The organism is Stenotrophomonas sp. 116085_Sma, assembly GCF_056479585.1.
Window position 1 is genome coordinate 3,274,846 of the sequence record NZ_CM151057.1, and the last position, 17,063, is coordinate 3,291,908.

Annotated in this window: 18 protein-coding genes; 5 read left to right on the plus strand and 13 right to left on the minus strand. The window is 66.1% G+C overall.

The features are described 5' to 3' along the window. Nucleotides 1-32: 32 nt before the first annotated feature. The 4 genes from ppnN to grxD form a co-directional block, all read right to left on the minus strand. Nucleotides 33-1,421, minus strand: a complete 1,389-nt coding sequence (ppnN, locus tag ACZK0Z_RS15425) for a nucleotide 5'-monophosphate nucleosidase PpnN (protein ID WP_197632306.1) — start codon at nucleotides 1,419-1,421, stop codon at nucleotides 33-35. A 252-nt stretch (nucleotides 1,422-1,673) separates the two neighbouring features. Then, nucleotides 1,674-4,919 (minus strand): TonB-dependent receptor, encoded by a 3,246-nt coding sequence (locus ACZK0Z_RS15430; RefSeq protein WP_414490846.1) that lies wholly within the window; start codon nucleotides 4,917-4,919, stop codon nucleotides 1,674-1,676. Nucleotides 4,920-5,151: 232 nt separating this feature from the next. Then, nucleotides 5,152-5,928, minus strand: a complete 777-nt coding sequence (locus ACZK0Z_RS15435) for an SDR family NAD(P)-dependent oxidoreductase (protein ID WP_197632304.1) — start codon at nucleotides 5,926-5,928, stop codon at nucleotides 5,152-5,154. After that, a complete protein-coding gene (gene grxD / locus ACZK0Z_RS15440) occupies nucleotides 5,925-6,245 on the minus strand; it encodes a Grx4 family monothiol glutaredoxin (protein ID WP_005408852.1) in 321 nt (106 codons plus the stop codon). The genes ACZK0Z_RS15435 and grxD overlap by 4 nt, the downstream gene beginning before the upstream one ends. Before the next feature lie 121 nt (nucleotides 6,246-6,366). Between grxD and ACZK0Z_RS15445 the strand changes: the two genes are divergently transcribed. Then, a complete protein-coding gene (locus tag ACZK0Z_RS15445) occupies nucleotides 6,367-6,945 on the plus strand; it encodes a superoxide dismutase (RefSeq protein ID WP_049432595.1) in 579 nt (192 codons plus the stop codon). Nucleotides 6,946-7,036: 91 nt separating this feature from the next. On the opposite strand, the gene ACZK0Z_RS15450 is transcribed toward ACZK0Z_RS15445, so the two are convergent. The 3 genes from ACZK0Z_RS15450 to purE all read right to left on the minus strand — a co-directional run bounded on the left by ACZK0Z_RS15450 (nucleotide 7,037) and on the right by purE (nucleotide 9,149). Then, the gene (locus ACZK0Z_RS15450; RefSeq protein ID WP_004152082.1) at nucleotides 7,037-7,378 is read right to left on the minus strand and encodes a carboxymuconolactone decarboxylase family protein; all 342 of its coding nucleotides are present in this window, start codon (nucleotides 7,376-7,378) and stop codon (nucleotides 7,037-7,039) included. A gap of 122 nt (nucleotides 7,379-7,500) precedes the next feature. After that, the gene (locus ACZK0Z_RS15455) at nucleotides 7,501-8,649 is read right to left on the minus strand and encodes a 5-(carboxyamino)imidazole ribonucleotide synthase (RefSeq protein WP_049432564.1); all 1,149 of its coding nucleotides are present in this window, start codon (nucleotides 8,647-8,649) and stop codon (nucleotides 7,501-7,503) included. Beyond that, nucleotides 8,646-9,149, minus strand: a complete 504-nt coding sequence (purE, locus tag ACZK0Z_RS15460) for a 5-(carboxyamino)imidazole ribonucleotide mutase (RefSeq protein ID WP_005412808.1) — start codon at nucleotides 9,147-9,149, stop codon at nucleotides 8,646-8,648. Before purE ends, ACZK0Z_RS15455 begins: the two co-directional genes overlap by 4 nt. 58 nt (nucleotides 9,150-9,207) lie before the next feature. Between purE and ACZK0Z_RS15465 the strand changes: the two genes are divergently transcribed. The 4 genes from ACZK0Z_RS15465 to ACZK0Z_RS15480 all read left to right on the plus strand — a co-directional run bounded on the left by ACZK0Z_RS15465 (nucleotide 9,208) and on the right by ACZK0Z_RS15480 (nucleotide 11,917). Further along, nucleotides 9,208-9,477 (plus strand): Trm112 family protein, encoded by a 270-nt coding sequence (locus ACZK0Z_RS15465; protein WP_049432560.1) that lies wholly within the window; start codon nucleotides 9,208-9,210, stop codon nucleotides 9,475-9,477. Then, nucleotides 9,474-10,325: a carboxylating nicotinate-nucleotide diphosphorylase gene (nadC, locus tag ACZK0Z_RS15470; RefSeq protein WP_049432557.1), complete on the plus strand. Its 852-nt coding sequence runs from the start codon at nucleotides 9,474-9,476 to the stop codon at nucleotides 10,323-10,325. Before ACZK0Z_RS15465 ends, nadC begins: the two co-directional genes overlap by 4 nt. Nucleotides 10,326-10,497: 172 nt before the next feature. Further along, a complete protein-coding gene (locus tag ACZK0Z_RS15475; protein WP_049432554.1) occupies nucleotides 10,498-11,499 on the plus strand; it encodes a DUF2272 domain-containing protein in 1,002 nt (333 codons plus the stop codon). 67 nt (nucleotides 11,500-11,566) lie between these two features. Beyond that, complete coding sequence (locus ACZK0Z_RS15480; RefSeq protein ID WP_005415950.1) at nucleotides 11,567-11,917, plus strand: DUF3301 domain-containing protein; 351 nt, start codon at nucleotides 11,567-11,569, stop codon at nucleotides 11,915-11,917. 85 nt (nucleotides 11,918-12,002) lie between these two features. Here ACZK0Z_RS15480 and ACZK0Z_RS15485 read toward each other — a convergent pair whose 3' ends face one another. The 6 genes from ACZK0Z_RS15485 to ACZK0Z_RS15510 form a co-directional block, all read right to left on the minus strand. Next, entirely contained in the window at nucleotides 12,003-12,455 is a 453-nt protein-coding gene (locus tag ACZK0Z_RS15485; RefSeq protein WP_049432553.1) for a ClpXP protease specificity-enhancing factor, read from the minus strand. Nucleotides 12,456-12,539: 84 nt separating this feature from the next. Further along, nucleotides 12,540-13,175, minus strand: coding sequence for a glutathione S-transferase N-terminal domain-containing protein (locus ACZK0Z_RS15490; RefSeq protein ID WP_005415948.1), 636 nt, complete (start codon nucleotides 13,173-13,175; stop codon nucleotides 12,540-12,542). Between the two features lie 134 nt (nucleotides 13,176-13,309). Further along, on the minus strand, nucleotides 13,310-14,059 hold the full coding sequence (locus ACZK0Z_RS15495; protein ID WP_049432549.1) for a cytochrome c1: 750 nt from the start codon (nucleotides 14,057-14,059) through the stop codon (nucleotides 13,310-13,312). Beyond that, nucleotides 14,052-15,311 (minus strand): cytochrome b, encoded by a 1,260-nt coding sequence (locus ACZK0Z_RS15500; RefSeq protein WP_006429450.1) that lies wholly within the window; start codon nucleotides 15,309-15,311, stop codon nucleotides 14,052-14,054. Before ACZK0Z_RS15500 ends, ACZK0Z_RS15495 begins: the two co-directional genes overlap by 8 nt. Next, complete coding sequence (petA, locus tag ACZK0Z_RS15505; protein WP_049432544.1) at nucleotides 15,311-15,931, minus strand: ubiquinol-cytochrome c reductase iron-sulfur subunit; 621 nt, start codon at nucleotides 15,929-15,931, stop codon at nucleotides 15,311-15,313. The genes ACZK0Z_RS15500 and petA overlap by 1 nt, the downstream gene beginning before the upstream one ends. Nucleotides 15,932-16,132: 201 nt before the next feature. Then, the gene (locus ACZK0Z_RS15510) at nucleotides 16,133-17,053 is read right to left on the minus strand and encodes a transglycosylase SLT domain-containing protein (protein ID WP_197633731.1); all 921 of its coding nucleotides are present in this window, start codon (nucleotides 17,051-17,053) and stop codon (nucleotides 16,133-16,135) included. Between the last annotated feature and the right edge of the window lie 10 nt (nucleotides 17,054-17,063).

Genomic DNA, 17,063 nt, shown 5'->3' on the forward strand with positions numbered 1-17,063 from the left:
GCCGGCGCGATCCCCATCGCGCCGGCACAGGCTCAGGCCAGCACCTGGTAGCAGGGCTGGTATTCGCCGGAGATCTTCATCCGGCGCTGCTCGACGAAAGCGCGCAGCAACGCGTCCAGAGCCTGCATCATGTCCGGGTCGCCATGGATCTGGAACGGCCCGAACTCTTCGATGCGGCGCATGCCGTCTTCCTTCACGTTGCCGGCAACAATGCCCGAGAACGCCCGGCGCAGGTCCGCCGCCAGCGCATGCGGTGCACGCCCGTGGTGCAGGTCCAGCGCTGCCATCGCCTCATGGGTCGGCACGAACGGCTGCTGGTACTCCCACGGAATCTCGATCGACCAGTTGAAGAAGAACGAGTCCTTCTGCGCCAGGCGGTGCTCGCGCACGCGCTTGATGCCATTGGCCATCTTCTTCGCCACCGCGACCGGGTCGCCGATGATGATCTCGTAGCGCTCGGCTGCTTCGTCACCCAGGGTCAGGCGGATGAAGCGGTCGATCTGCTCGAAGTACGGCGCCGCCACGGTCGGTCCGGTCAGGATCAGCGGGAACGGCAGGTCCTTGTTCTCCTCGCGCAGCAGGATGCCGAGCAGGTACAGGATCTCCTCGGCGGTGCCGACGCCACCGGCGAACACCATGATGCCGTGGCCGATGCGGACGAAGGCCTCCAGGCGCTTCTCGATGTCCGGCATGATCACCAGGTGGTTGACGATCGGGTTCGGCGACTCGGCGGCGATGATGCCCGGCTCGGTCAGGCCGATGTAGCGCGTCACGGTACGGCGCTGCTTGGCGTGGGCGATGGTGGCGCCCTTCATCGGGCCCTTCATCGCGCCCGGGCCGCAGCCGGTGCAGATGTCCAGGCCGCGCAGGCCCAGCTCGTAGCCCACCTGCTTGGTGTACAGGTATTCATCGCGCGAGATCGAGTGGCCGCCCCAGCACACGACCAGGTTAGGGTCGCCCGGGTTGAGGATGCGCGCGTTGCGCAGCAGGCCGAACACCGCGTTGGTGATGCCCTCGGACGACTCCAGCTCGGCCGCGTAGGCCGGGCCCATCTCGATGGCCATGTAGGCCAGGTCACGCACCACGGCGAACAGCAGCTCGGCGACGCCGCGGATGATCTCGCCATCGACGAAGGCCATCGCCGGTGCGTTGACCAGGTCGATGCGCACGCCGCGATCCTGCTGCGCCACCTGGATGTCGAAATCGGGATACAGATCGCGCGCCGCGCGCGGATCGTCGGAGGCACTGCCGCTGGTCAGCACGGCCAGCGCGCAGCGGCGCAGCAGCTCATGCATGCCGCCGGCAGAGGCATCGCGCAGGCGGGCCACTTCGGCCCGCGACAGCACATCCAGCCCGCCGCGCGGATAAATCCGCGCGTCCTGCACCGGCAGTGCGCGGGCTGATTTTTCGTTCGTGGTCATATCCAATTTTTCGCTTCCTTCAAGGTTTCCGACTGTACTGCCGCCCCCTTAAAAAGCAAAACGGCCGGGAAGCCCGACCGTTGGATATGTGCTCCCCGCGTTCACCTTTCCGGGACCGCATCGGCGGCGTTGGCACCGCGCACATATCTGGATGCTACGCCGATGCAGAGTGGCCTGCAAGGACTTTCGCCTGAACGGAAAACGGCCGGGTTTCCCCGGCCGTTTTCACTTACTGCTTCAGGCTCTGATTGATCAGAACTTGTACTTCAGGGTCAGCTGCATCGACCAACGCGACACGGCGGTGTTGCCCTTGTCGTTGTTGTTTTCCTGGATCGAGGAATTGTCGGTACGGCCGGTGAAGTTGTACAGGTACTTGCCGGTAGCCGGGTCGATACCCGAGTAGTTGGCAACGCGACGGGTGGCGTAGAAGCCGTAGTCGTCGATCAGGCCCCACTTCTTGTTCAGCAGGTTGCCGACATTCATGATGTCCAGGGCGACTTCACCCTTGTGACCCTTCACGAAGCCCGGGAATTCCTGGCTGATGCGGACGTCGAAGCTGTTGACCCACTTGGCGCGGTGCGAGTTGGCCGGGACCACGCTGCCACGGTAGGCCTCGAGCTCCGGATTCTGCGCCAGCCAATCGAAGAACTTCTTCTCCATGTCGGCACCACCGGTGAAGATCACGTCACCCGGGCCCTTCGGCACGTAGAACAGGTCGTTGGTACCGGCACCGTCGCCATTCACGTCGTTGTAGTAGACGTAGCTGTACGGACGGCCCGAACGGCCTTCATAGAACAGGCCAACGCGGGTGGCATTGTCACCGAAGAAGTTGTGCTTCCACTCCAGGGTGCCGGTGATGCGGTCCTTGATCGCGTAGCGCGAGTTGTACGCAACGTTGTCGTTGGCGTTCAGGCTCAGCGTGTTGTTCCAGTTCGAGGTGTTCTGCGAGCTGGACAGCGGGCTCACTTCCTTGGACTGGGTGTAGGTGTAACCCAGCGACCAGCCCCAGTTCTCGGTCAGCGGCTTGGCCAGCGAGAAGGTAGCCTGCGAACCACGACCCTTGTCGGTGTTGCGCAGCAGGATCACGTCGCCGATGTCACCCGGACGGTTGACGCGGCCACCCGGGCAGGTCAGGTCGGTCGCCGAGCAGGCGCGGCCATTCTTCTGGCCGGCCTGCATGCCGTTCGGGCCGGCATTGGCACCGTTCATGCCGTAGTCGTTCCAGTACAGCGCGCGGCCATCCTGGCCGACCGAGCGGTTGGCATTCGGGGACATCACGTCCAGGCGGTCGAAGTACAGACCATCCTTGACCTTGGTGAACAGCACTTCAGCCGACGCCACGATGCCGTACCACGGCAGCTCATGGTCGAACGCCAGGTTGGCCTTCCACACCGACGGCAGACGGGTGCCCGGAGCGATCAGGTCGACGTTCTGGCGGGCCGAGGCCAGCGACGGGTTCGGGATGTACGGGTTGTCGGCGTCGAAGCTGAAGCCACCCGGGTTGCGGGTCAGGTTGTATTCGGAGTAGTTCAGGCCGGTGTTCTGGTAGGCACCTGCCAGCCACACGTTCGGCGCAGCGCCGCCGAACAGGCCAACGCCACCGCGCAGCTGGGTCGGACGATCAGTGTCGAAGGTGTAGTTGAAGCCGACGCGCGGCTGGAACAGCTTCTTGTCGACCAGCTGGGTGTTGTTGAAGCCGTACAGCTGTTCGATGCGCGGGTTGTACAGGCGCTGGGTGCTGAAGTCCGGCATGTCGATACGGATACCGAACATCAGGCTCAGGTTGTAGTTGATCGCCCAGGTGTCCTGGATGAACAGGCCGGTGTTCTTCAGGTGGAACTTGGCCGGGATGTCGTCAACGCTGCCGCCGGCGCGCGGGACGCGCACCTGGTAGGCCGACGGGGTACCGGCTTCAAACGCAGCCAGGTCGGCGAACTCGTACGCGCCGTACAGGTTGCGGCCGTAGAAGTTCATCAGGTCGTTGTCGGTGTAATCGAAACCGAACTTGACGGTGTGGTCACCGATGTACCAGGTACCGGCACCGAAGGCGCTCAGTTCCTTCGACTCGACGATGTTGGTGTGGGTGTTCTGCTCGGTACCCAGGTACAGCGAGTTGTTGCCGAAGCGCACGCGGATCTGCGGCAGGTGCGAGGCAGCAACGCGGTTGGACGAGTAGTCCTTGTGCGAAACCTTGAACTCGGTCGAGAAGTTCTCGGACCAGTCACTGAACAGTTCACCCATCCAGGTTTCGTACTGGGTCGGCTGGGTGTACCAGAAGTCGCTCAGCGAGATGGCGCTGTTGTTGACCTGCGGGAAGCGGACGACGTCCTGCTTCATCTTGTTGTAGCGCAGGGCCGCGCGGTGGTTCTCGTTGATGTTCCAGTCGAGCTTGATCGCGTACTCTTCGATCGAGGTCTTGTTGTCCAGCGCACCGATGCCGCCAACCGGGTAGCCCAGATCGGACATCCGCTTCTGCACACGGGCAATGTCGGCGTCGCTGATGCCGTTCGGCTTGTTGTACGGGGTTTCGCCGAGGCTCACGCCGCCGCCGCTACGCTCGTACTTTTCATAGTTGGTGAAGAAGAACAGCTTGTCCTTGACGATCGGGCCGCCCAGGGTCATGCCGTAGGTCTTCTCGTCCTTGAAGCCGTTGAAGTCCGTGGTGTCACCTTCCAGGCGCGTACGGATCATGTCCTTGTCGCGGTACGAGCCGTACACGGTGCCGTGGAACTCGTTGGTACCCGACTTGGTCACGGCGTTGATCACCGCACCGGTACCACCGGCGATGGTGGTGTCGTAGTTGGCCAGGTCGATGTTGATTTCCTGGATGGCGTCCATCGACACCGGCTGACGCTCGGTCGGCAGGTTGTTGGAGCCCAGGCCGAACGGATCGGAGGCGCTGATGCCGTCGATGCGGATGGCGTTGTAACGGGTGTTCTGGCCACCGGCCGAGATCGCGCCGTCAGCCTTGCTGACCTGCGAGATGCGCGGGTCCAGGCGGATGTAGTCCTGGATGTTGCGGTTGGCCGACGGCAGCGCGTCCATCGTTTCGCGGGTCACGTTGCTGCCGGTGCCCATCTTGTTGGCACTGAACAGGTCCAGGCCACCCGCGGTGGCGACGACGTTCACCGCGTCCAGGTTGGTCGCAGCCAGGTCACCGCCCAGGTTGGCGTTGACGGTGTTGACCTGGTTCAGGTTCAGGTAGACACCTTCTTCGGTCTTGGTGCCAGCACCCGGCTTGGTGATGGTGATGGTGTACGGACCACCCACGCGCAGGCCGCGCGCGTTGTATCGACCCGACGCATCGGTCGTGGCGCGCGAAACGGTGCCCGACTCGGTGTGGGTGATGGTGACTTCAGCGCCGGCGACAGGCTGGCCTGCGGCGGACATCACCTGGCCGCCGACACCAGCAGAGGTGCTCTGGGCGAAGGCGGGAGCGGCGGCAAGTGCGGCCACGAGACCAAGGGTAAGCTTGGACATCCGGAGTGGGTGGGTCATTTTTCGGTAGCCTCGATGCGAGTTGGCGATGGCGGAAAAAAAGCGCATCCAAACAGCCCTGCGGGTGGCTGGTCGGAGATTTATCTGGGGTTCCCTACCGCTTGGCTGAAGGCAGCCATAACGGTTAACACTAGATTAACACGCTACGCCATCAATGTGACGGTTGTGCGACAAACGGCACCGGATCGCAACGCAATCGTGACGGGTTCTTCACTCCGCCTTTCCCCGGAACTCACTCACCGGGGAATGCCTGGCTGGCATCGAGAATCTGGCCCCGCCAGGCGCTGCCAGCGCTGGACAGCAGGGCCACGGCCGCAGCGGCGGCCGCCTCCGGGCCCAGCGCGGCCGGGTCCTGGTCGACGGAATAGGCCCGGGCGCGCAGCGCCGTGCGCAGGGGGCCCGGATACAGGCCGCTTACCCGCACCGGGCTGCGGCCGAGTTCGTCGTGCAGGCTGGTGATCAGCCCGCGCAGGCCATGCTGGGCAACGCCGTACCCACCCCAATAGGCCTGCCCCACCCGTTCGGAGGCATCAACCGCAAACACCAGGGCGGCATCCTCGCGCTGCCGCAGCAGCGGCAGGCAGGCCTGGGCCAGCCACGCCGGAGCAGTCAGGGTGACATGCACCGCACGGGCGAAACTGGCCGGGTCGGCCAGTTCGAACGGGGTCAATCCGGGGAAATGGGCGGCACAGACCAGCACTCCATCCAGCCGCCCCAGCTCGCGCTGCAGGGCCTGGGCCAGTTCGGCATAGTCGTCGGGGCCCGCACCCTCAAGATCCAGCGGATACAGCAGTGGTTCCGGGCCGACCGCCTGGACCTGGGCATAGACACGGTCCAGGCGGCGCGGTTTGCGCCCCAACAGGACCACGGTAGCCCCAGCGGCGGCGGCGGCAACGGCCGCCGCACTGCCCAGCCCACCGCCGGCGCCGGCAACCAGCACCACGCGATCCTGCAACGGGCGGCCATCGAGCGCCCCGTTGGTCGGTGACGTCGATGGCCAGGCACTCATCCCTGGGTCGCCTCTTCGACGATGCGCTTGAGCTCGCCGGCTTCAAACAGTTCCAGGACGATGTCGCAGCCGCCGATCAGCTCGCCGTTGATGAACAGCTGCGGGAAGGTCGGCAGGTTGGAGAACCGCGGCAGGTTGGCGCGGATCTCGGGTTCTTCCAGCACGTTGACGGTGCGCAGGGTGACCGCGCCGGCTGCCATCAACGCCTGTACGGCGCGGCTGGAGAAGCCGCACATCGGGTATTGCGGGGTGCCCTTCATGAACAGCACGAGCGGGTAACGATCGACCTCGGCCTGGATTTGCTGCATTACCGCCACAACCTCACTCCTTGCTTCGCCGGACAAACCGACCGCGGTGGTCGGCTAGACTGCCCACGGTAGCCGCCATTGTAAGCGGATGGAACCGGCTGCCGCCGCCCCTCTGGCCACGAACCTGTCCATGCCTGTCGAATTGCCTGCCCTGCCCTACCTGTCCGGCTCACTGCAGCCGCACCTGTCCGCACAGACCCTGGAACTGCACCACGGTCGCCACCATCGCGCCTACGTGGATGCGGTCAATGCCGGCATCCTCGGCACCGAGTGGGAAGACGCGTCACTGGAGGAAATCGTCCGCCAGGCCCAGGGAAAGCTGTTCGATGCGGCTGCCCAGGCGTGGAACCACGGCTTCTACTGGCAGTGCCTGCGCCCCCGAGGCGGCGGCGAACCGCAGGGCCGCCTGGGCGAGCTGGTCAAGCGCCAGTTCGGCGACGTGCAGCGCCTGCGCGAGGAATTCAACCGCACCGCGCTGGGCCTGTTCGGCTCGGGGTGGGTGTGGCTGGTGCAGCACCCGGGCGGGCAGCTGGGCATCCAGGCGACCCGCAATGCCGGCACGCCGCTGACGGGTGAAAGCACCCCGCTGCTGTGCTGCGATGTCTGGGAGCATGCCTACTACACCGACTACCAGAATGACCGCGCGCGTTATCTGGAGGCGTTCTGGCAGCTGGTCAACTGGGAATTCGCCGAAAGCCAGCTGCGCTGAGGCAGGGACGCTGCCCCCCCCTGTAGAGCCGAGCCCATGCTCGGCTGGCCGGACAGCAGCCGAGCATGGGCTCGGCTCTACAGATGAAGCTTCAAGCGCTCTCGTGCGCGGCCACCGCGTCCATCACCCGCGCCGAATACACCAGCGCAGCACCGGCATTGAGCGACACCGCCACACCGAGCGCCTCGGCGATTTCCTCGCGGCTGGCGCCGTGCTTCAGCGCGGCATCCACGTGCACGGTGATGCAACCGTCGCAGCGGGTGGTGACCGCCACCGCCAGCGCGATCAGCTCGCGGGTCTTCGCATCGAGGTGGTTGGTCTGGGCACCGGCATTGGCCAGCGTGGCGTAGCCCTTCACCGTATCCGGCGAGAGCTTGCCGATCTCGCCGATGCGGCCCTTCAGTTCCTTGCGATAGGCATTCCAGTCGAGCATGGGGTGACTCCTGTGAAAGGAGCCCCACGCTACCACCGGGAATGTTGCGCCGATGCCTGCACTGGCGCGCCACACCGTTGCAGCCACACAGGGTCGTGCCGGCCGCTGGCCGGCCCCCTTGTTCAGCGGTTGCGCAGCGCGTGCACCGCCGGTGCCACCTGGGCCTGACGGCCCAGCTCCAGGCCGACCTGGTCCAGTGCATCGGCCAGCGCGGCGGCATCATCATCGCGCAACGTGGCGTGACCGACCTTGCGACCTTCGCGCGACTCCTTGCCGTAGTCGTGCCAATGGCCGCTGGCCTGGCCCAGCACCGGCGCCGGGTCGGGCATCGCGCCCAGCCAGTTCAGCATGCAGGCATGGCCGAGCATGCGGGTGCTGCCCAGCGGCAGGCCCAGCACGGCACGCAGGTGGTTCTCGAACTGCGAGGTCTCGCTGCCTTCGATGGTCCAGTGGCCGGAGTTGTGCACGCGCGGCGCCATCTCGTTGGCCAGCAGTTCGCCATCGCGGCAGAACAGCTCCAGGGCGAACACGCCGACGTACTGCAGGTGCTCGGCAACGCGGCGGGCATAGCCGATCGCGGCCTGCCGCTCGGCATCGGACAGCACGGCCGGGGCCACGCTGGCCGACAGCACGCCGTCGACATGCCAGTTGCCGGTGACCGGCCAGGCCTCGAAGCTGCCATCGCGGCCACGCACGGCGACCACGCTGACCTCGCGCTGGAACGCCACGAAGCCTTCCAGGATCAGGCCGGTACGCTCGACCTGCGCACCCAGTGCATCCCACGCGGCGTCGATGTCGGCCTCGCTGCGCAGGCGGAACTGGCCCTTGCCGTCGTAACCCAGGCGGCGGGTCTTGAGGATGCACGGCAGGCCGAACTCGGCCGCCTTCGCAGCCAGCTCGTCACGGCTGCGGATATCGGCAAAGGCCGGCAGCGGGATGCCCAACTGCTGGAACAGGGTCTTCTCGCTCAACCGGTCCTGGGCCACCGCCAGCGCGGCCGGCGGCGGATAGACCGGCACGCGGTCGGCCAGGAACTGCGCGCTGTCAGCGGGCACGTTCTCGAAATCGAAGGTGACCACGTCGACCTTGGCAGCGAACTCCGCCAGCGCCTGGCGGTCGTCGAAGGCACCGACGGTGAGCGGCGCCAGCGGGCCGCTGCAGGCGTCGGCCGCCGGGTCGTACAACTGGAAGCGCAGCCCCAGCGGCGCACCGGCCAGGACCATCATGCGGGCGAGCTGGCCGCCGCCCAGGATGCCGACGGTCAGGCTCATTGGCGCGGATCGTCGTGGGCCATCACGTCTTCGGTCTGGCGTGCACGGAAGGCGTCAAGCGCCTGGCCGATCGCCGGCTGGTCGCTGGCCAGCATCGCGGCGGCGAACAGCGCGGCGTTGGACGCGCCGGCATTGCCGATGGCGAAGGTGGCGACCGGGATGCCGGCCGGCATCTGCACGATCGACAGCAGCGAGTCCATGCCGTTGAGGGCCTTGGACTGCACCGGCACGCCCAGCACCGGCACCGCGGTCTTGGCGGCGATCATGCCCGGCAGGTGGGCGGCCCCGCCGGCACCGGCGATGATCGCGCGCAGGCCACGCGGGCCCGCCTGCTCGGCGTAACTGAACAACACATCCGGCGTCCGATGCGCGGACACCACCTTCACTTCGAACGGAACACCCAGGGCTTCAAGCTTCTGGGCGGCGTGCTGCATGGTTTCCCAGTCGGAACGGGAACCCATGACGATGCCGACAAGCGGCGCGATCGGGTTGGGGGTCATTGGCCGTCACCTGCCTTAAAGACGTATTCTAGCCATCTTCCACGCAAGACGAAGAACCATGGATCGCAAGCTGCTCGACCTGCTGGTGTCGCCGGACACCCGCCAGCCCCTGTCCCTGCTGGATGGCAAGGGCCTGGAAGCCCTCAACAAGGCCATTTCCGCCGGTGCGGTGAACAAGGCCGATGGCAACCCGCTGGCGCAGCCGCTGCGCGAAGCGCTGGTCACCCGTGACCGCAAGCAGGTGTTCCGCGTCGACGACGGCATTCCGGTGCTGCTGGCCGAGGAAGCCATTCCCACCGCCCAGATCACCGACTTCCCGGCCGCATGAGCGCGCTGCCGACGCCGGATGCGGCCGTTGTCGCCGCCGATGTCGCGCGTGCGCTGGCCGAGGACCTGGGCAGCGGCGACGTCACCGCTGCGCTGCTGCCCGACCAGGCCGACAGCGCTTACCTGCTGTGCAAGCAGGACGGAGTGATCGCCGGCCGCCCCTGGTTCGACGCCACTCACCGCGCGCTCGACCCGGACGTGCGCATCGAATGGCGCGTCTCCGAAGGTGACGCGGTCACCGCCGGCACCGTGCTGGCCCTGCTGCACGGCCGCAGCCGCAGCCTGGTCAGTGCCGAGCGCACCTCGCTGAACTTCCTGCAGACGCTGTCTGGCACCGCCACCACCACGGCCCGCTACGTGGCCGCCGTGGCCGGTACCGGTACGCGCATCCTCGACACCCGCAAGACCCTGCCCGGCCTGCGCCTGGCACAGAAGTACGCCGTGCGCTGTGGCGGCGGCGAGAACCACCGCTTCGGTCTGTACGACACGGTGATGCTGAAGGAAAACCACATCCGTGCCGCCGGTTCGCTGGCCGCGGCCGTGGCCGCCGCACGCCGGCAATGGCCTGGGCTGCCGCTGGTGGTCGAGGTCGAGGATCTGGCGCAGCTGCGCCAGGCACTGGAAACCGGTTGCGAACGCATCCTGCTGGATGACTTCAGCCCCGACCTGCGCCGCGAGGCGGTGCGCATCACGGCGGGCCGCATCCCGCTGGAGGTCTCCGGCAGCGTGGGACTGGGGGGCCTGCGCTCGATCGCCGAAGACGGCGTGGACTGCATCTCCATCGGTGGCCTGACCAAGCACGTGCAGGCCATCGATCTGTCGCTGAAGCTGGGCCCGCCGCCGGGTTGAGGCCTACGTGACCTTGTAGAGCCGATCCCACGCTCGGCTGCCTCTCGATCTGCAGCGAGCCCCGCACGCGATGAGCCGAGCACAGGCTCGGCTCTACAGGATCCGGGGCACCTTCACGGCTCGGCTACGCCAGCCTCTGCGACGCTGCGGCCATCCCCCACAGGAGCCGCGCATGCGCCGGATGCTCTTGCCTGCCTGCCTGCTGCTGGCCGCGGCGCCGCTGTCCGCGGCGGCCGCCGAAGCCTGCGATGTGCCACCGCGCTTCGGCCTCAGCCCCTTGGCCGTGGCCATCCGCAACACCGCCTGCAACGAGCACCGGTTGTGGTTCCGGCCCTTCATCGATCGTGATGGCCGCGCCGCCAGCCTCAGCGTCACCGAGGCCGAAAGCGATCACCTGGCCGACAATGGACTGATCGCCTGGCAGCGCGTGGCCGGCTACTGGCGCAACAGCGGCACGCTCAATGCGATGGGCAGCATCGCGGGGGCCAGCAGCTGCCTGGCCCCGTTGGGCACGCGCTACACCGACAGTGACTGCCGGGCGTTCCTGATCGACAACCCTTGGTCGGCTGCCTTCATTTCCTGGGTGATGGTGCGCGCCGGTGTTCCGGGCTTCAACACCTCGCCACGCCATATCGACTACATCCGCGCGGCCTACCAGGGCGGCCCATCGGGCGTACCTTACCGGCTGGTCGACCCCGCCACCGCCAAGCCCGCGCCCGGCGACCTGCTGTGCTTCCTGCGTGACCGCAGTACCACGCTCAGCTACAGCGGGCTGGTACAGGCGCTGGGCAATGGCTCGGTGGGCCACTGGAAATCGCATTGCGAAGTGGTGGTGGCGGCCAACCTCGGCGGCGACCAGACGCTGTACCTGGTGGGTGGCAACGTGATGAACACGGTGGCGATGCGGTTGCTGCAGCTTGATCGTACCGGGTTGATCAAACTGCCACCGGCGCGCGAACGCAACAGCACGGGCATTGACCCCAGCTGCACCCCGGGGCGTGAGGAAGAATGCAGTTTCAACCGCCAGGACTGGGCCGCCCTGCTGCAGCTGACTGCAACCTCACCGCTGGTGATGCCCTCGCCCACTGCCGCGCCGATACAACCCACGCCGGTGTCGCAACCGACCAGCGCGCCCGCACAGCCGGTGACGGACGAACCCCGACCGACACGCTGATGCCGGCGCTTGATCCAGCGCGCGTTCGCCGCCATCTTTGCGGGATCGACCTCTGACGGCTGACGCCATGCCCACCCTGCTGCTGTTGCTGATTGCCGGCGGAATCATCTACTTCTTCTGGAACGCTGCGCGTTCGGCCGCCGAGCGCGCCGTCGAGCTGGGTCGCAACGCCTGCCGCGCCGCCGATGTGCAATGGCTGGACCAGGCGGTGCACGCCACCGGCCTGCGCCTGTCGCGCGGCGAAGATGGCCGGCTCGGCTTCGAGCGCACCTTCAAGTTCGAGTATTCCTACGATGGCATCGACCGCCATGTCGGTCGCATGGTGCTGCGTGGCGACCAGCTGATCTCGTTCACCGGCCCGGGGGCGGCGCGGATCAGCCAGATCCGGCCGGATGTGGAGGATGCCGAGGATGTGTAGGGGCTTGGGGTGCCGACCAACGGTCGGCACGCACCGGTGAATCCTGCAAAGAAAAACGCCGCCCATCGGGGCGGCGTCGGAAACATCATTTGACGACGCGCAGGTTCGGGCGTCCCTTGGGCGGCGGACTGGCCGGCGGCGTATCGTCCGGCGGCGTACCTTCATCGTGCAGCAGTTCATCGCTGGTCGGAGCGGTATCGTTGCCCGGAATATCGTCCGGCAGCGCCATTCCCTGCCCGGTCTCGCGCGCGTAGACGGCCAGCACGGCGCTGATCGGTACCTGCACCGGATAGCTGGTGCCGGAGAAGCGCGCCGAGAAGCTCACCATCTCGTTGTCGATCATCAGCCGTACGACGGCACGTTCGGCGATGTTGAGCACGACCCGGCCATCCTTGACCGCCGAAGGCGGGACCTGCACGCCGGGAACGCCGGCGTCGACCAGGATGTGCGGGGTCAGCTGGTTGTCGTTGATCCATTCCACCAGCGCCCGCAGCAGGTACGGGCGGTGGCTGGTCATGTGGAAGAAGTCTTCGGTCATGCGTGAAGTGTACGCGCCCGGCGCCCCGCCGGGGCGGATCGCCTGCACGCCGGTCGGCGTGCAGACGGGTAACGCATGCCAGGATCAGACCGGCAGATCGCGCAGTTTCTTTTCCTGCTCGGTCAGGCTGCGGACGAAGCCGGGGTGGCGGAAGATGCGGTTGCCATAATCCTCGATCGCCTTGCCGTCCTTCGGCAGCGGTACATCCAGCGACTGCAGGCGCCAGATGATCGGCGCCATCGCGCAGTCGGCCAGGCTCATTTCCGGGTTGAGGAAGAATTTGCTGGCCTTGAACAGCGGCAGCGAGGCGGTCAGCAGTTCCTTCAGGCGCTTGCGCCCGGCCTCGGCCTGGGTCTTGTTGCCCAGCTGGATGGCCTGCACCTGCGGCACCCAGTCGTGCTCGATGCGCAGCATCGCCAGGCGGATGCGCGCGCGCGAGAGCGGATCGACCGGCATCAGTGGCGGATGCGGATAACGCTCATCCAGGTACTCGCTGACCACCGATGCGGCGTACAGCACCAGCTCGCGCTCGACCAGGGTCGGCACCGAATGGTACGGATTGAGGTCGATCAGGTCTTCAGGCGGGTTCTGCGGATCGACCGGAACGAAGTCGAACGTGACCCCCTTGGCCGCCAGCACCAGGCGTACACGGTGGCACAGTACATCGTCGTTCGAGGAAAACAGCGTCAGTGTATTGCGCATGCGTACGCTCGCCGCCATCAAAGGCTCTCCCACGACAGGAGACCGCCTGCCGCATCGGCGCCGCCGGCACCGTGCCAGCGATCGACTCCTCCCCGAGTGTGCAACCGACCATCACAAAAGCCAATAGGCCCGTGCGATGGCCGGCGGCAGAATCAGTGAACGTCCTTCCAGTATTCCTTCTTCAGCAGGTACAGCAGGAAGGTCAGCAGGGCCAGGAACAGGATCACCCACACGCCCAGCTGCTGGCGCTTGAGCGCGGCCGGTTCACCGGCGTATTCGAGGAAGTTGGTGATGTCCCGCACGGCCTGATCGTACTGGCCGGCATCGACCGACCCGGGCGTTTCGATTTTCAGGCCGGTCACCGGCGGGTCCATGCCGGGCGCTTCCGCCTTGCCGTGCACCGCATGCTGCAGGCCCTGCATCTCCCACAGCGGGTTGGGCATGGACGCGTTGGCGAACAGCGCGTTGTTCCAGCCCAGCGGCCGGCTGCTGTCCAGGTAGAACGACTTGAGGTAGGTGTAGACCCAGTCGCTGCCGCGTACGCGCGAAATCAGGCTGAGGTCCGGGGGCATCTTGCCGAACCACTTCTCGGCGTTCTCCTTGGGCATCGCCACCGGGATCGGGTCACCGATCGCCGAGCCGGTGAAGTTGAGGTTGTTCATCACCTCCTCTTCGGTCAGGCCCAGGTCCTGCGCCATCCGCGAATAGCGCAGGTACTTCAGCGCGTGGCAGCCGGAGCAATAGTTCATGTAGAGCTGCGCGCCGCGCTGCAGCGAGGCCCGGTCACCCAGGTCGTTGCCGGCCTGCAGCAGCTTGGTGCCACCTTCGGCGGCGGAGGCCAGGAAACTGCCCAGCATCAGGGCGGCCATCAGGGCCAGCCGGACCATCCAGCGATCAGTCATGGGTGGTCACCCTCTCCGGTACCGGCTTGGTCTTGTCCAACCGTGTCCATAGCGGCATGGTGATGAAGAACGCGAAGTACAGGAAGGTCAGCACCCGCCCGATGTAGGTCTCGTGCACGTCGGTGCCCGGACCGGAGCCGATCACGCCCAGCCACACGAAGCACACCGCCAGCACGCCCAGCATCACCTTCGAGATCCAGCCGCGGTAGCGCACCGACTTCACCCGCGCCTTGTCCAGCCACGGCACCAGGAACAGGATCGCGATGGCCGAGAACATCACCAGCACGCCGCCCAGCTTGTTCGGCACCACCCGCAACATCGCGTAGTACGGCGTGTAGTACCAGACTGGCTTGATGTGTTCCGGGGTCACCAAGCGGTTGGCCTCGGTGAAGTTGTCGTGCTCCAGGAACAGGCCACCGAAACCGGGCGCGAAGAATATGATGAAGGCGGCGATGATCAGCAGGAAGCCGGCGCCGACGCCATCCTTGAGCGTGTAGTACGGGTGGAACGGAATGCCGTCGGCCGGCGCGTTCGGCGACCAGCGGTTGCCCTTCGGCCCCTTCTTGATCTCCACGCCATCGGGATTGTTCGAACCCACTTCGTGCAGCGCGCCCAGGTGCAGTACCACCAGCAGCAACAGCACCAGCGGCAATGCGATGACATGCAGCGCGAAGAAGCGGTTGAGCGTGGCGTCACTGGGCAGGTAATCGCCCATGATCCATTCGGTCAGTCCGTTGCCGATCACCGGTATCGCGCCGAACAGCGAGATGATCACCTTGGCGCCCCAGAACGACATCTGGCCCCACGGCAGCACGTAGCCCATGAAGGCTTCGGCCATCAGCACCAGGTAGATCAGCATGCCCAGGATCCACACCAGTTCGCGCGGCTTCTGGTAACTGCCGTACAGCAGGCCGCGGAACATGTGCAGGTAGACCACGATGAAGAACAGCGAGGCCCCGGTGGAGTGCATGTAGCGGATCAGCCAGCCCCACTCCACGTCCCGCATGATGTATTCGATGGAACCGAACGCCTCGGCGGCGTTGGTCTTGTAGTGCATCGTCAGGAAGATGCCGGTGACGATCTGGTTGACCAGCACCAGCAGCGCCAGCGAACCGAAGTAGTACCAGATGTTGAAGTTCTTCGGCGCATAGTACTCGCTGACGTGCTTGCGGTAGACCGGCATCAGGCCCGGCGCGCGGGCGTTGACCCAGTCGGCCACGCCGCTGGCGGTACGGCTGAGGATATTGGCCATCAGGCTGCCCCCTGCGGATCGACACCGATGATGATGGTGTTGTCGTCCTGGTAGTGGTGCGCGGGCACCTTCAGGTTGATCGGCGCCGGCACGTCCTTGAAGACGCGGCCGGACATGTCGAAGCGCGACTTGTGGCAGGGGCAGAAGTAGCCGCCCTTCCACTGCGGGTCGTAGGGTTCAGGCCGGATCTCGGCGACCATTTCCGGCGAGCAGCCCAGGTGCGTGCACAGGCCGACCAGCACGGAGATGTCCGGCTTGATCGAGCGCAGCTCGGGATTCTGCTTGAGCACGTAGTCCGGCTGCTGGTCCTTCTCGCCGGACTCGGGGTCCTTGAGACGGCCATCCAGCCCGTGCAACGCTTCGAGGATCGCCTTGGACCGTTTGACGATCCAGATCGGCTGGCCACGCCATTCCACGATCAGGCGTTGGCCTTCCTGCAGGGCGCTGATGTCGGCCACCACCGGTGCGCCGGCAAGCTTGGCGCGGGCACTGGGGTTCCAGGATTTTATGAAAGGAACTGCGGTGAATCCGACGCCGACGGCGCCCACCACGGCTGTGGTGGCAGAAAGAAAACGCCGACGTCCGGTGTTGACTGGATCGTGTACCCCATCGTTGGCCATCCGGCACTCCGATATTGATTAGGTAGCTTTAAGGCTGCCAGCGGATCCGGTGGGGGCCAGAGCCGCATTGAATCTTGGGCGAGTGTAGCGGAACCGTCGCGCGCCACACAACGCTCTTTGCAAGGAGTGCCGACTAACAGTCGGCACCTACCTGTTCAACGGTGTGCCGACTAACAGTCGGCACCCACCAGTCTGCGGTACCTACTGGTGACTCAGGGCACTGCGGTAACGTTCGGCCAGCTGCCCGACCCGGCGCACGTAGTACTGCGTCTCGCTGTAGGGCGGCACGCCGCCGTGGCGGTCGACCGCGCCCTCGCCTGCGTTGTAGCCGGCCGCGGCCAGGGTCAGGTCGCCATTGAAGCGCTTCAGCAACCACGCAAGATACTGCACGCCGCCGCGGATGTTCTGCCCGGCGTCGTAGGAATCACTGACCCCGAAGCGCGCGGCGGTCGGCGGCATCAGCTGCATCAGGCCCTGTGCACCGGCACGGCTGAGCGCGGTCGGATTGTAGGCCGACTCGGCATGGATGATGGCGCGCACCACCGCCTCTTCCACGCCGAACTCGCGCGCAGCCGAGGTGATCTCGGCCTGGAAGGCCGAGGTGTTCAGCCGCACCGTGCCGAAGTCCACGCGCGGGTTGACCCCGCAGGCGTAGCAGCGCTCGATGAAGCTGTAGCGGATGGTCCGCACCGGGCCAAGATTGGCCACTTGCCTCGGGCGCGCACTGGTGTAGTGCCGCACGCCGTCCTTCATGAAGGAATAGACCTGGCCACTGACCATGCGCCCGGCACGCGAGGCGGCCGGAGATGCCGACGGAGCGGAAGGCAGGGACGCAGGTGCGACTGCCGCAGGCGCCGCGGTACTCGCTGCCACGGCGACCGGATTGCGTTCGATGCTGGCCACGGTGGTCGGCGCAGGCTTCGGTGCAGCCACCACCGCGCGCGGCGCCGGGCGGGTATCGCGGCTATAGCTGATGGTGCTGCAGCGCGCGCCGGCCACCCGCTTGCTCACATAACTGGTGACGCCGTCAGCGCCCTGGCACTTGTACAGGGTTCCAGCGCTGGCCGGCGCAGCGGTCAGCGCAGCGATGATGATCGCCGTTGTCCCCAGTATCCCCTTCATGGCGGCGAGT

Bases quoted from the DNA above. Each gene is read 5' to 3' on its own strand.
- ppnN (WP_197632306.1), bottom strand. From the start codon at position 1,421: ATGACCACGAACGAAAAATCAGCCCGCGCACTGCCGGTGCAGGACGCG.
- ACZK0Z_RS15430 (WP_414490846.1), bottom strand. From the start codon at position 4,919: ATGACCCACCCACTCCGGATGTCCAAGCTTACCCTTGGTCTCGTGGCC.
- ACZK0Z_RS15435 (WP_197632304.1), bottom strand. From the start codon at position 5,928: ATGAGTGCCTGGCCATCGACGTCACCGACCAACGGGGCGCTCGATGGC.
- ACZK0Z_RS15445 (WP_049432595.1), top strand. From the start codon at position 6,367: ATGCCTGTCGAATTGCCTGCCCTGCCCTACCTGTCCGGCTCACTGCAG.
- ACZK0Z_RS15450 (WP_004152082.1), bottom strand. From the start codon at position 7,378: ATGCTCGACTGGAATGCCTATCGCAAGGAACTGAAGGGCCGCATCGGC.
- ACZK0Z_RS15455 (WP_049432564.1), bottom strand. From the start codon at position 8,649: ATGAGCCTGACCGTCGGCATCCTGGGCGGCGGCCAGCTCGCCCGCATG.
- purE (WP_005412808.1), bottom strand. From the start codon at position 9,149: ATGACCCCCAACCCGATCGCGCCGCTTGTCGGCATCGTCATGGGTTCC.
- ACZK0Z_RS15465 (WP_049432560.1), top strand. From the start codon at position 9,208: ATGGATCGCAAGCTGCTCGACCTGCTGGTGTCGCCGGACACCCGCCAG.
- nadC (WP_049432557.1), top strand. From the start codon at position 9,474: ATGAGCGCGCTGCCGACGCCGGATGCGGCCGTTGTCGCCGCCGATGTC.
- ACZK0Z_RS15475 (WP_049432554.1), top strand. From the start codon at position 10,498: ATGCGCCGGATGCTCTTGCCTGCCTGCCTGCTGCTGGCCGCGGCGCCG.
- ACZK0Z_RS15480 (WP_005415950.1), top strand. From the start codon at position 11,567: ATGCCCACCCTGCTGCTGTTGCTGATTGCCGGCGGAATCATCTACTTC.
- ACZK0Z_RS15485 (WP_049432553.1), bottom strand. From the start codon at position 12,455: ATGACCGAAGACTTCTTCCACATGACCAGCCACCGCCCGTACCTGCTG.
- ACZK0Z_RS15490 (WP_005415948.1), bottom strand. From the start codon at position 13,175: ATGGCGGCGAGCGTACGCATGCGCAATACACTGACGCTGTTTTCCTCG.
- ACZK0Z_RS15495 (WP_049432549.1), bottom strand. From the start codon at position 14,059: ATGACTGATCGCTGGATGGTCCGGCTGGCCCTGATGGCCGCCCTGATG.
- ACZK0Z_RS15500 (WP_006429450.1), bottom strand. From the start codon at position 15,311: ATGGCCAATATCCTCAGCCGTACCGCCAGCGGCGTGGCCGACTGGGTC.
- petA (WP_049432544.1), bottom strand. From the start codon at position 15,931: ATGGCCAACGATGGGGTACACGATCCAGTCAACACCGGACGTCGGCGT.
- ACZK0Z_RS15510 (WP_197633731.1), bottom strand. From the start codon at position 17,053: ATGAAGGGGATACTGGGGACAACGGCGATCATCATCGCTGCGCTGACC.